General features: G+C 31.3%; 12 protein-coding genes. 1 reads left to right on the plus strand and 11 read right to left on the minus strand.

Annotated features, from left to right (window positions below):
• Positions 1 to 3 precede the first annotated feature (3 nt).
• Positions 4 to 855 carry an SAM-dependent methyltransferase gene (locus BBF96_RS10410; protein ID WP_127017090.1) on the minus strand — a complete coding sequence of 284 codons (852 nt, stop codon included), beginning with the start codon at positions 853 to 855 and terminating at the stop codon, positions 4 to 6.
• Positions 855 to 2,669: a radical SAM protein gene (locus tag BBF96_RS10415; RefSeq protein WP_127017091.1), complete on the minus strand. Its 1,815-nt coding sequence runs from the start codon at positions 2,667 to 2,669 to the stop codon at positions 855 to 857. The genes BBF96_RS10410 and BBF96_RS10415 overlap by 1 nt, the downstream gene beginning before the upstream one ends.
• A gap of 606 nt (positions 2,670 to 3,275) precedes the next feature.
• Between BBF96_RS10415 and BBF96_RS10420 the strand changes: the two genes are divergently transcribed.
• A complete protein-coding gene (locus BBF96_RS10420; RefSeq protein WP_127017092.1) occupies positions 3,276 to 3,398 on the plus strand; it encodes a transposase in 123 nt (40 codons plus the stop codon).
• Positions 3,399 to 4,139: 741 nt separating this feature from the next.
• On the opposite strand, the gene BBF96_RS10425 is transcribed toward BBF96_RS10420, so the two are convergent.
• The 9 genes from BBF96_RS10425 to BBF96_RS10470 all read right to left on the minus strand — a co-directional run bounded on the left by BBF96_RS10425 (position 4,140) and on the right by BBF96_RS10470 (position 12,874).
• Entirely contained in the window at positions 4,140 to 4,925 is a 786-nt protein-coding gene (locus BBF96_RS10425; protein WP_127017093.1) for an ABC transporter permease, read from the minus strand.
• A gap of 4 nt (positions 4,926 to 4,929) precedes the next feature.
• Entirely contained in the window at positions 4,930 to 5,724 is a 795-nt protein-coding gene (locus tag BBF96_RS10430; RefSeq protein WP_127017094.1) for an ABC transporter permease, read from the minus strand.
• Between the two features lie 13 nt (positions 5,725 to 5,737).
• Positions 5,738 to 6,715: an ABC transporter ATP-binding protein gene (locus tag BBF96_RS10435; RefSeq protein WP_164731014.1), complete on the minus strand. Its 978-nt coding sequence runs from the start codon at positions 6,713 to 6,715 to the stop codon at positions 5,738 to 5,740.
• 371 nt (positions 6,716 to 7,086) lie between these two features.
• The gene (rbsB, locus tag BBF96_RS10445) at positions 7,087 to 7,989 is read right to left on the minus strand and encodes a ribose ABC transporter substrate-binding protein RbsB (protein ID WP_127017096.1); all 903 of its coding nucleotides are present in this window, start codon (positions 7,987 to 7,989) and stop codon (positions 7,087 to 7,089) included.
• A 97-nt stretch (positions 7,990 to 8,086) separates the two neighbouring features.
• A complete protein-coding gene (locus tag BBF96_RS10450) occupies positions 8,087 to 9,022 on the minus strand; it encodes an ABC transporter permease subunit (RefSeq protein ID WP_127018243.1) in 936 nt (311 codons plus the stop codon).
• A 40-nt stretch (positions 9,023 to 9,062) separates the two neighbouring features.
• On the minus strand, positions 9,063 to 10,526 hold the full coding sequence (locus BBF96_RS10455; RefSeq protein WP_269467432.1) for a sugar ABC transporter ATP-binding protein: 1,464 nt from the start codon (positions 10,524 to 10,526) through the stop codon (positions 9,063 to 9,065).
• A gap of 26 nt (positions 10,527 to 10,552) precedes the next feature.
• Entirely contained in the window at positions 10,553 to 10,948 is a 396-nt protein-coding gene (rbsD, locus tag BBF96_RS10460) for a D-ribose pyranase (RefSeq protein WP_127017097.1), read from the minus strand.
• Between the two features lie 2 nt (positions 10,949 to 10,950).
• Complete coding sequence (gene rbsK, locus BBF96_RS10465) at positions 10,951 to 11,868, minus strand: ribokinase (protein WP_127017098.1); 918 nt, start codon at positions 11,866 to 11,868, stop codon at positions 10,951 to 10,953.
• Positions 11,858 to 12,874: a LacI family DNA-binding transcriptional regulator gene (locus tag BBF96_RS10470; RefSeq protein ID WP_127017099.1), complete on the minus strand. Its 1,017-nt coding sequence runs from the start codon at positions 12,872 to 12,874 to the stop codon at positions 11,858 to 11,860. Before BBF96_RS10470 ends, rbsK begins: the two co-directional genes overlap by 11 nt.
• Positions 12,875 to 13,312: the final 438 nt, after the last annotated feature.

Genomic DNA, 13,312 nt, shown 5'->3' on the forward strand with positions numbered 1-13,312 from the left:
TCACTAATCCTTTCGCCTTAAAACTGCAACATGGAAGAATCCACGATTTTTGTAATATGGGTCATCCATTAATTTAATATTAGCTTCAACAAGTTTTTGAGGAAGATTAGGTGAATAATAATACAAGCTCTGGAAATACCAACCCATACTCATTAGAAAAGAATCAAGATGAAATAATGTTCGCCTATCCACTATTTCTGCTTTTTCTGCTGACTGTATTAATTGATCAAATTCTCCAGGTGTAACAGGATGAAAGACATTTCCTGCCAAATCCAGAAAATTATCAGTTTCCATCATTTTTGTAATTTCTGGTACAAATAAAAATCTCCGTACCTGAAAATTGAGCATTGCCAACTTATCAACTGCAGTAATAAATAACAAACTCCCCGGTTTTAATGCATCTATTAGTCGCCCTAAAAGTTCACGCCTTTCTGCATCAGATAAATACTCAATTGTTTCTAATAGCATTATCGCATCATATTGATTTTTCTCTGGCATATAGTTCGTTAAATCTCCATATTCAAACTTTACAAGATCTTCTAATCCTAGTTTGATTGCAATATTTTTTCCCATTTCCAAATATTTCTCAGACATATCAACAACTTTTATACTGTAGTCATATGCAGCTAGAGAAAAGGCTATTCTACCCCAACCACCACCAGCATCCAATATACTGGTTTTTTTCCCAGAACTATTTAAAAATCTATTAATGTAATAACATGTTAAATCAGTATCCACAATTCGTATATTTATATGAACTGAATCCTTATATACTCGAGCCATTGAATTTAACCAGTCTTCATGATTCGGCCACATCTGCTTAGGATCACAGAATCCCCTCCACTTTTCTTCCACTATTTATCCCCCCCAATAATACTAAATTCTTTTGCCTTTGTCCAGAATTCGTTTACATCCTGAACTACTTGTTCCTTATCATTTATCTCAAAAGATTTCATCATTTCCTGAATGGTTTCTTCAAAAGTTTTACCTTCTGCTATACAACGCATAATAAATAATGAAGTATAGTTGCATAATACTACTTGACTTTTCCTACTTGAATAAACTAGATATTTTTCACCAACTTCCTTAACTATTAATGGTGAAAGATTATCTGATTCATCATTTTCAAAAAAATTATCTACTTCTGCAATATAGTTTCTAACATTTTCCTCTGGTAAAAACTTAAAGTTAACTAATTTCTTAAGTAATGATACCAAATCCCTGATTATCCGCTGGAATTCTACATTATACTGTTTTGCAAATTTGGTTCCAATTTGATTTATAGTTAAACCCTGAGCAATTTCTTTTAACATTAGATACCCCATCTGATTTATTATTACAAAAGTATTTCCGGGATTCGGATGTTTACCTAGGACGCAGAGAGAATAACGAATAAACTTTCTAATTACCCCAAATATCTTAAGTTGTTCCGCTCCAACTTCTGATGCATTTTCCGGAAATTGTGAATATAACTTATTCGCAATATTCGGAACTAACGGCCAACTTATTTTTTCTTGACGTTCTAACCATTTTGTAACAAGAGGACAGCGAATATCAGGTGCAGCAAGAGATTTTGTTAATCCATAAACTGAACTTCTACAACCCGACAAGCAGATTGGTTTAATAGGACAACTTTTGCATGGAGAAATGTCATCAGTTTTGATTTGCCTGAGATATGTCAAAAGAAGAGAACGTTGCCAAACATCAGCCACTCCGTGTTCGATAACATTTCCACAACGTAATTCCGGGAAAGAAGACATCAGATCACATGGATAAAGCCAACCTTCAGAATCAATTGCAGCAGTATGTACTCCGGCTATGCAAGTTCCACATTCTGGAGTTATTTCCGGCATTTTTCCCCATAAACGAGGATGATATGCATCTTCTATCCTATCCAGTAATGGAAGATAGGTTTGCCATCCACCATGCCACATACCTCGAACATTGAATTGTATTTTCCCCTGTTTCATTTTATCAGTAACTTCCCGAACAAATTTAGTCCATAAAGGATAAGATATTATTGCTGATTCAGGACTACGTCCCACTGGAGCAAGTTGCCCTACTGTAATACCGGAAGCACCTGCTTCCACTACAATCTCAGCGGTCTCCATAAACCAGTTGATAGATTCGGTTGTCACCATAAAGTTAGCTTTAACAGGAACACCAGCTTTACTTAAAATACGGATTGCACCAATAGCAGTATCAAAAGCACCGGGAACACCTCTAAAGTGATCGTGTTTATCACGAGGACCATCAACACTAATATGAACACTTATTTCTTTGCCATAGTTTGATAATTGTTCTGCAAACTCTTCTGTAATATTGGCACCATTTGATGCTATTGAACATGGCATACCCAAATTAATGATTCGGTCAACTATAGTAAGCAAATCTGGTCTTAAAGTAGGTTCACCACCAGTTAAAGCAATTGTCAAACATCCAAGATCAGCAAGCTGTTCTACAATCGACAACCACTGATCAGTAGTCAGTTCTTTCAAATCATCTTCAAGAGCTTTTGCACAGCAATGCGGACATTTTAAGTTACAACGTCGTGTTACTAAAAGTTCAACTTCCGCCGGAGGACCGACACAAGTTATAGTTTCATTAAAAGTAAAAACATCAATTTCCCCAGGTTTAGCTCCTGCTGAACAGTTGTTCTGATTTAACATACTATCAGCTCCAATTTTTTATTTTAATTATAATTTAATTGGAAAGAAGGATCTTGTACAAATTACGGTCTCTATAGATCAAATTCTAGTTAAAAATTTAAATATCATAGTTTATGTTAAATCAGACTCTTTATCCCACATAGTGGTAAAAGCAACAGTTGGGGATTCGTATTCAATTATTGGTTTTTCATATTTCCTCATTTAAAACACCTCCTTTTTTAAGTTGAAAATAAGAAAAGATTATAAAAAATATAATCTTTTCTTATATATATAGTTTAAACAAGATCCTCCTTTCCAATTTTGAAATTTTAACAATATTCAAAATATTTAATTTATATTTATTGAATCTATAATTAATATTGTAAAAAAAGCATTTTCTAGCTCTGTTGAATTAGTTGCGAACTAAAAACCAAAGAAAGGAGTCCAGCAAATGCAAAATAATAATATCATAAAATTTCTTGATTTGCCAGACATTATCGCAACCGAAATTATTTCAACGACGGACAGGTATATTTTTATTGCTGAAGCAAAGATTATATAGCCCCCCTAATAAATTTGGAGAAACTGTGTTTAAATGACATAATTAACTTAAAGGGGGTTTTAATTATGAAACGTAAAAAGTATTCTGATGAATTTAAACAACAAATTCCTGAAGAATGTAGATTAATAAGTAATGTTGCTTTGATTGCTCGTCGTCATGAAATTTCTAAGAATACAATATATACCTGAATTAAAGCCAATCGTAAAAAAGGTTCTACTAAATCTTTTCCCAGAGATAAAAAACAATATCAAGAAATAGTTAAAAGATTGGAAAAGGTAAGTACTGAAAATGATATGTTAAAAAAGCTTCTTACTGAAAAAGAATTGGAGTTGGCTGTTCTTAGAGATCTCAGAGATATGGTAAACCCTCAATTACCGACAAAGTCATAATAGCTAAAAAATGGATAGAACAGGGATATAAAGCCTGTCTTATTCTTAACTTTATCCCCATCAACTTATTATGAAAATATTTTAAAAAACTGAAAAAACAGGCTAATAACTCAAAATCTTCAGGAAGGCCTATACCTGGTTATTCCTTAACAAATAAAGGGATAAAAGTTCCCGATGAACAGATTAAAGAGTGACTGTGTGAACTTATTGCAGGTGATGGATTTTCAAAGAGCGTTATGTTTCTTGAGAATTCATCTGCATAAAATTATAGCAGTTAAATTTTAATTTGTCAATTATTTTATTTATATATATATAAGTGAATTTCTTAAAAACAAAACTTAATATATCAACATTTTTCAAAACAAAAGAAAAACTTCACCCATATTATGTCGCATATATTAGTAACCAAACCAAAAGTCGGCATAAAGTGAAATCACAAAGGATTTTACAATTTTGATGGAATACCAATGTGTAAGGGTGTGGATACGAAATGGTATATTGGGGACATGAAAAAGGTAATAATAAGTTTACAACCTCTAATTAACTACTTGCACTTGTATAAAATCTCAAAGCCAAATTCCAGAACCATTTAGAAACCCCAAAAAGTAAAATTGTTAAAACAACACTGATGAAAACATACTTAACTTTAATACCTTCTATAAGTATTTGGGCAGGATAATTTATAATTATAATGATAGGTATCACAAAACTGAAAATAAATTTGATTCCACCTTTAAAAACCGAAGCTGGATATTTACCATATGAAATTATTTCCATTATAATAAAATAAAGCCCTTCTACTTTTATTGTCCAGATTACCACACTCATAAAAATCAATAATAATGCATACCCAAGCAAAAGACCATTAATTAGCAAAATTATATAAACAGCATAATCAAAAAAACCCGGGTGAATATTTAATTGTTTTAAAGCATGAAATAAAAGTGGTAAAGCTGCAAAACTACTTAAAATATGTCCAAAATTAATATATCGGGTTGATATATAAAATTGTGTACTAATTGGCTTTAACAAAATATAATCCAGATCTCCCTTATTTACATAATGTTGTAAACCCGGCAAATTGTTTGCAAATAATCCGTAAAAAAGACCTGTGAAAATTTGATTTGTTGCTATTAAAACAATTACCTGAAATTTATTCCAATCTCCAATGGCATTAACATTAGCAAAAATAGCATTATACAGTGTCAAATTAATTAAAAAAAATAAAAGTCCTTCACCTAAAGTAACCAGAAAATTTTCTTTAAAATAAATATCGCGGGTTAAATTGTTTTTTAAAAAACACCAGTATAACCGGATATATTGCATCTTCTTACCCTCCAATTGCTCTATAAATTCTAATCCCTTTTTTCCAAATTAGTTTACATATCAGATGAAAAATCAATATCCACATTAGCAAAACTACAAAATGTTGAGCTAAGTTTACTGTTGTTACCTGGCCCAGGTAAATTTTAATAGGAAAATATACCATATAAGAAAAAGGAGTAAATTGTAATAAATATTTCAGCTGGCCCGGATACCAATCTAAAGGAATAATACTACCTGAAAAAAGCTGTAAAACTAAAGCCTGAAAATAAAATAACCCTTCAGTATGTTCCCACCAAAAAGCAATAAGACCTAATAAAAAGGAAAAATAAAAACCCATTATACTGGCCAAAAATAAACTTATCAAAAAAATAAGCAAATTTAAAATTGAAAACACAGGTAGCAAAAGACCAGGCAAAAATATAAACATCATCGAAAATATTATCAAAATCAATGTAATTAATACCACTTTATCAGATAAATGAAAGGATAAGTGAAGCCACATGTATTTGATAGGTTTCAGGACATGACTATTAATTTTACCATCTCTAATCTCTTCTGAAACTACCCACGATATTTCAGAATGAAGTAATGTAGATAATAAATAAGCTAAAATATAATATGTAAAAATCTGATTAAAACTCATACCATTTATAATAGAATGTTTTGAATAAATCTCTTTCCATAAAAAAAACAGAGCAAATAGAGGTAAAATTCCTGATAAAAGAGTCAAAAAGAAATTAAGCCGATATTGCAACAAATTTCTAATTTTAATCAAAAATAATGCTATATATTTTCTCATACCTGTCAACCCCTCAATTATAAGCTCTTCCTAAATATTCCTCGAGAATATTATCTATAGGTACATCTTCTACCACCAAATTTTCTATTTGAGTATTTACCGCAGAAATTTCCTGCAAAAATCTACTAATTAACTGATTAGGAATTTTATATGTTGCTTTAAATACATCAGATTCTAACAACATTTCATTCCATGTATCTGGTAATATTCTTAATTTTTTTGCAAAAACAGTTACCTTTTTATATAATTGATGCTCCTTTATAAATTCACTCAGTGAATTGTCGTATATTTTTTCACCTTGATTAAGAATAACAATCCGGTCAGCCAGATTAGTTATGTCCTGAATATAGTGACTGGTAATTATTACTGTTGCATTATTTTCCTGCACATATTTTTTAATAAATTGACGTATCATTTTCTGTGAAATTATATCCAATCCTAATGTCGGTTCATCCAGAAAAATAACTTTTGGAAAATGTAATAAAGAATTTATCAGTTCACATTTCATCCTCTGACCAAGAGAAAGATTTCGCACCTGAGTATTTAGCAAATCCTCAATATTAAAAAGATTAACTAAGTACTCCAAATTATGCTTATACTCTTTATTACTAATCTGATATATTTCCTTAGTTAAGTTAAATGACTCAATGGGCGGCAAATCCCACCACAATTGATTTTTATTTCCCATAACCATCGTAATCTGTTTTTTAAATTCCGGTAAACGTTCAAAAGGTCGATAACCTAAAACACTAATTGTTCCACACGTTGGATAAAGCAAACCTGTCAAAAGTTTTAATAAAGTAGTTTTGCCAGCACCATTAGCCCCAAGTAATCCAACAATTTCTTTCTCATTTACTGTTAAACTTATGTCTTTTACAGCCTGGATTGTTTTTGTGTTTGAATAAAATAATCCTTTTAATGCACCTTTAATTCCAGGTTCTGTTTGTTTAATCCGATACTCTTTACTTACTCTTTCAACCTTTATTACCACAATTTGAACCCCCCCTTACATAATTTATAGTTCTAAAAATTACATAAAGTTAGCGGAAAGATAAAGACAAACTATTAACATTTTATAAATATCCAGCTACAATTTGGAAAGTAATTTACAGCATCAACTGGATAAAAAGAACAATAAAAGAAATTCGTAAATAATATACTAAAAAACAATTATTCTTCTTATAAATTTTATTATTAGTTCAAATTTTTCTTTGCTATATATTATATATTTTTTTAGTTTTAATGTCCATACATCTTTATTCTTCTTGTTTCAAGTTCATTTTAAAAAATCAGGCTCTCCAATATAAGGAGAGCCTTAGAAAACGTGTTATGTTATCAGATCTAAAATATCCTATCTTGATTTCACTCTACAACTAGCATCAAAGGTACTGGTATATATTCTTCCACTTTTCCACCATTAATAATCTTTTGAGCAGTTTCTACAGCCATTTGACCCATTAAAGCTGGCTTTTGAGCAATAGTTGCAGCCAATTTACCCTCTTTAATAGCCTTTAAGGCATCATTAATAGCATCAAATCCAACAACTATGATTTCATCTAATCGTCCTGAAGCTTCAATAGCTTCTAGCGCTCCAAGAGCCATAGAGTCATTATGAGCAAAAACAGCATCAATATTACGATGAGCCTGTAAAATATTCTCCATTACTGCCATACCTTCTGCTCTATTAAAATTGGCTGGTTGACTAGCAATAATTTTTATATCAGAATAATTTTTTAACCCTTCATGGAAGCCTTTACCTCTATCCCGTGCAGCTGAAGTACCCGGAATACCTTGTAATTCTACAACATTACCTTTTCCGTTAAGTTTTTTGGCTATAAATTCTGCAACCATTTTACCTCCAGCTACATTATCAGATGCTATATGACATGCAACTTTACCACCATTAGCACCTCTATCAACAGTTATAACAGGTATTTTAGCTTGATTAGCTAATTCAATCGCTGAAACTATAGCATCGCCATCTACAGGGTTAATTATCAATACATCTACCCGTTTCATAATTAAATCCTCAATACTGCTTAATTGTTTAGCTGCATCATCCTGTGCATCAACGACCAATAACTCTATACCCAATTTGTTTGCTTCTTCTTCAGCACCATTTTTTAAATCAACAAAAAATGGATTGTTAAGTGTAGAAATTGCAAGCCCTACTTTTACGCCTTTAGCCATAACAGTACCGCTCAAGACTAAAATAATTGACAATACAAAAATTATCATAATACTCGCAAATCTACTTTTTAGCATAAATCTTCCTCCTTTTTTATTATATTTGGTCCCCTTCCTCTTCACTTTCCTCACCAAACTCTAATTAAAGTTTAAAGCTTCACCTCCTTAATAAGTTTTATTCAGCCTGTTGACTTCTTCTATCCAGGAAGACAGCAATAAGGATTACTGCTCCCTTAGCAACTAATTGATAAAATGAAGATACATTTAATAAATTCAAACCATTATTTAAGACACCAATAATTAAGGCACCCATAATTGTACCTATAACTCCACCCTGTCCTCCAGCTAAGCTTGTACCCCCTAAAACAACTGCTGCTATAGCATCCAACTCATAACCCGTACCTGCAGTTGGCTGGGCAGAGTTCAATCTGGAAGTAAGAATTATACCACTAACAGCAGCCAGAAAACCGCTAATTGCATAAACACTCATCTTAATAGCATCGGTATTTATTCCAGAAAGTTTTGTTGCTTTTTCATTTCCACCTACAGCATAGACATAACGGCCAAATGAAGTTTTTCTCAGTACAATATAACAAATTAACAAAATTATTATCATGATCACTACAGGAAATGGTATAATCCCCAAATACCCAGCCCCTAAAAATCTAAAGGTTTTATTGAAGCCAGAAATAGGTCTACCTCCTGAGTAAATTAAGGTAAAACCCCGGGCTATAGTCATCATTCCCAATGTAACTATAAAAGGGGGCATTTTTGCTTTAGCCACTAATATACCGCTGAATAATCCTAATATAGCACCCAATAACAATCCTGCTAATATAGCAATAACGACATCATAGCCAGTAGATAATAATCCAGCTGTAATTGCTGATGTTAAAGCTAAAATAGATCCTACCGATAAATCAATACCACCTGTGAGAATAACAAAAGTCATTCCAAACGCTAAAATAGCATTAATTGATACCTGCCTGGTTACATTAAGTAGATTAGGTAAAGTTAAGAAATATTCGCTTAAAAAAGATAGAACTATTATTAATCCTATCAATCCAATACCTGATTTAAATTTTCCAGCGAATTTTAAAGCCTGCGACAAGTATTGATTAATTGGGTTTTCTTTTTTTACTAAATTCAATCTATTTCCCTCCCATAGCCAATTTCATTATTTCTTCCTGGTTTGCATTTTCTGCCATTAATGAACCAACCAGACGATGTTCATGCATAACTACTATTCTATGACTTAAATTTAATATCTCAGGTAATTCAGATGAAATTAAAATTATTGCTACTCCTTTTTCAATTAATAAATTTATTAGATCATAGATTTCTTTTTTAGCTCCAACATCAATACCACGAGTAGGTTCATCCAATATTACTACCTCAGGTTTAGTAGATAATACTTTTGAAATCACTACTTTCTGTTGGTTGCCCCCACTTAGGTTTTCTACTATTTGCTGAGCATGTGGTGTCTTAATTTTTAAATCATCAATATATTTCATAGCCATCCTTTTCTCTTTTTTGTCCATAATAAATCCAAATTTTAATATCTGTTTAAGCTCAGATAAAGTGATATTTTTTTGAACAGACATATTTAAAATTAAGCCTTCACCTTTTCGATCTTCACTTAAATAATTGATTCCCAATTTTATTGCTTTTTTTGGAGAGTTAATATTTACTCTTTTACCTTTAAAATAAATCTCTCCCTTTTGTGGAGGATAAACTCCAAATATACATTTAGCTAATTCTGTTCTTCCTGATCCCATTAATCCTGCTATTCCCAAAACTTCACCTTTATAAACATCTAAAGAGACATCATATATTTTTCCTGGAACAGTGATATTTTTAATTTCTAAAATCTTTTTCGATTTATTATTCTTAATTTTCGGAAATCTATTTTCGATCTTACGTCCAACCATCATACTTATCAATTCTTCATGAGATGTACCTTTAACCTTTACTTCCCCTACATTTTTTCCGTCCCTTAAAACAGTAACTCTATCACAAATCCTAAAAATTTCTTCCATCCTATGAGAAATATAAATTATTGAAATACTATCTTTTAATCTTTCTATCAAAGAAAACAAAATATCTATTTCCTTTTGAGTTAAAGAAGAAGTAGGTTCATCCATAACTAAAATATTTGCATTTTGAGACAATGCTTTTGCTATCTCAACCATCTGCTGATTACCAATATTTAAATCTTTCACTTTACTTCTGGGATCAATATTAACCCCTAACTTATTTATTATTTCTTCTGCCTTTTGAATCAACTTTTTAAAATCAATAAAAATACCCTTTTTAGGTTCCCGACCTAGAAAAATATTTTCCGCTACAGTTAACTCCGGAATCAATTCTAATTCCTGATGAATTATAGCTATACCTGCGTTCTGTGCTTCTTTAGGATTATTAAATTCAACTTCTTCTCCATTTAAATATATAGAACCGCCGTCTTTTTTATAAATTCCACTTAAAATTTTCATTAATGTAGATTTACCTGCTCCATTTTCTCCTAATAATGCATGAACCTCACCCTTATAAAGTTTCAAATTAACCTTATTAAGAGCGTTAACTCCAGGAAAAGTCTTAATAATATTTTTCATCTCTAAAACTATTTCTTTATTTTCCACTAGAAATCAACCCCTGATACCAGGATTATATTTGCATAAGGTATTATTTCACCACTTCGTACAATACCTTTTGCTTCATGAGTCATATCTTTAAATTCCTGATGTGAACAATATTCAACTGGAATATCTCCTAAAATCTCCAGTGTCTTTTGATAGAGGTCTGGACTTACTTCCTTCATTTCATTGGCTATAATTGCTTTTTCAACCACCAGGTCATCCAAAACTACCTGTAATACCTCTAGAAATTTAGGAATACCTTTGGTCAAAGCTAAATCAATACAATTAGCTGTTTTTGGTATTGGCAAACCACAGTCACAAATTACTAACTTATCTGTATGTCCCATCTCAGCTAATAATTTTGAAAGATCAGCATTTAAAACACCATGTTTTTTCATTACTATAACCCCTTTTCTTTTTTAAATTTCTCTACTTCAGAAATGTCAGGTAAAGAACTTTGCGCACCTAATTTTGTAACTGTTAAAGCTGCAACGATTCTAGCATAATTTATAGACTCTTCAATAGACCAATTTCGGTACAAACCTAAAGAAAAAGCCCCTGCAAAAGCATCTCCTGCTGCTGTTGTATCGACAACTTCCACCTTAATTGCTTCAAATGTTTTCTGCATACCTTTTGTATATAAAGATATTCCCTTCTCTCCTCTAGTCACTAAGACTGCCCCAACTCCCCAGTCCAAAAGTTGAGCTACTTTGTCTTCCAGAGTTGGTAAATTATAATCTTTTAGCAATAAATCTAATTCACCTTCATTTGGCAAAAGATAATCTATCTTATGATAAATATTTTCTGGTAATTTTCTGGCAGGAGCAGGATCAAGTATTACTTTGGTATTATATTGATGAGCCAACTCTATAGTATGTATAACAGTTTCTAGAGGTACTTCTAACTGAAGCAATACAATTTTTGCTCTACTTATCTTATTCTTTAATGTATCAATCATTTCCGGAGTCAACTTACTATTAGCCCCTTGAACTATAATTATTCGATTATCTCCATTTTTTTCTATTGTGATAGCTGCTATCCCTGTAGACTCTTCCAACCTATATACTGCGTCTGTATTAACTCCACCCTTTTTTAAACTGGATAACAATATATCACCAAAATAATCCTTTCCACATGCTCCAATAAAACTAACATTGCCACCCAATTTTCCAATGGTTAAAGCTTGATTTGATCCCTTTCCTCCCGGTACTAGCTTAAAGTCATTTCCAATAATAGTCTCACCTTTTTTTGGATAACGATCTGTTTGGACTACCAGATCCATATTCATACTACCTACTACTAAAATATCATTCTTCATCATTCCACCCTCCTGTTGAATCTCTTACAATTAATTCAGTATTTAAAACTACTTCTTGCTGATTATCAGATTCCAATCCCTCAATCCTTTTAATTAACATTTCTGCCGCTATTTGTCCTAATTTATACTTAGGTTGAGTCATAGTAGTTAAACCAGGTCTAATTATGGAAGCTATATCTATATCATCATGGCCTATAATAGATATATCCTCAGGTATTTTTAATCCATAATCAAAAATTGCTTCATATGCACCGATCGCCATCAAATCATTAGCAGCAAATACAGCAGTAGGCCTTTTCTTTTGAGTAAGTAAAGTTTTCATCTGCTTATATCCAGACTCTTTACTATAATCTCCCTCTAAAATATATTCATCTTTATAATCAAGATTAAATTCCTTTAAAGCCTGTTTAAAACCCTCTAATCTATCCTGACCAGTTTTAGTTCCAAGATTTCCAGTAATATGAGCCAGATATTTATGCCCCAATTCTATTAAATATTTCGTAGCATTATATGCTGATAAAATATTATCAATAGTTACCGTTGGAAATATTGAACCTGGAATTTTTCTATCAATCTGTACAACAGGAAAATTTTCTTCTTCTAATTTATCCAGCTCTTCCTTATTGCTCATTGATAAGGATAAAATTATACCATCCACCTGTTTACTTTTCAGCAAATCAATAGCCTCTTTTTCTCTTTGCTTATTATTATCCGTGTTATAAAAAATTACAGAATAACCCAATTGTCTGGCTTTATCCTGTATCCCTCTGGCCACCTCTGGAAAGAAAGGATTGCAAATATCAGGTATAATTAGACCAATGGTATATGTTTTCTGTAAAACAAGCCCTCTGGCAATACCATTGGGATTATACCCTAACTTATTTATAACCTCTAAAACCTTTTTTTTAGTTTTATCACTAACATCAGGTTTATTATTTAATACTCTTGATACAGTAGTGGTGGAAACATTTGCTTCTTTAGCAATATCTTTAATTGTTACACTCATCTTTGTTAACCCTCACTTTATGTAAAATATATAGTAGAAATTTACTGTTAACGTTACCGTTAACGTTACCGTTAACGTTTTCAATAACAATTATATACAATTTTTTAACATCAGACAAATCCGAAAATTCATTATATTTTTTTTAATATGGTTAAATAGCTTCACATTTCATCATTAGATTTATACTTTGCTCTCATTTTATTATTTTTTTGAAAATTTAAACTATATGACTAGTAATAAGTAAAAAGAGTTTGAATTTCGTAGTTCATTGAATCGTATAGATAATTTCAACTTCAAACATAAAAAAGACCTCCTTTCTGGTGAAAATAACTTTAAGTTTATTAATATTTTATTGTTTTACCTAATTAAATTAAAAAATTTTTTATTCGATAAATTGAACTCTGGTTAAAATTTACTTTATTGGTTCTAATATATTTC

The sequence above is a fragment of the Anoxybacter fermentans genome (assembly GCF_003991135.1).
GTDB classification, from domain to species: Bacteria; Bacillota; Halanaerobiia; order DY22613; family DY22613; genus Anoxybacter; species Anoxybacter fermentans.

What these genes read in the sequence shown, in the direction of transcription:
- BBF96_RS10415 (WP_127017091.1), bottom strand. Translation starts at nt 2,669, where the DNA reads ATGTTAAATCAGAACAACTGTTCAGCAGGAGCTAAACCTGGGGAAATT.
- BBF96_RS10420 (WP_127017092.1), top strand. Translation starts at nt 3,276, where the DNA reads ATGAAACGTAAAAAGTATTCTGATGAATTTAAACAACAAATTCCTGAA.
- BBF96_RS10425 (WP_127017093.1), bottom strand. Translation starts at nt 4,925, where the DNA reads ATGCAATATATCCGGTTATACTGGTGTTTTTTAAAAAACAATTTAACC.
- BBF96_RS10430 (WP_127017094.1), bottom strand. Translation starts at nt 5,724, where the DNA reads ATGAGAAAATATATAGCATTATTTTTGATTAAAATTAGAAATTTGTTG.
- rbsB (WP_127017096.1), bottom strand. Translation starts at nt 7,989, where the DNA reads ATGCTAAAAAGTAGATTTGCGAGTATTATGATAATTTTTGTATTGTCA.
- BBF96_RS10455 (WP_269467432.1), bottom strand. Translation starts at nt 10,526, where the DNA reads ATGAAAAATATTATTAAGACTTTTCCTGGAGTTAACGCTCTTAATAAG.
- rbsD (WP_127017097.1), bottom strand. Translation starts at nt 10,948, where the DNA reads ATGAAAAAACATGGTGTTTTAAATGCTGATCTTTCAAAATTATTAGCT.
- rbsK (WP_127017098.1), bottom strand. Translation starts at nt 11,868, where the DNA reads ATGAAGAATGATATTTTAGTAGTAGGTAGTATGAATATGGATCTGGTA.
- BBF96_RS10470 (WP_127017099.1), bottom strand. Translation starts at nt 12,874, where the DNA reads ATGAGTGTAACAATTAAAGATATTGCTAAAGAAGCAAATGTTTCCACC.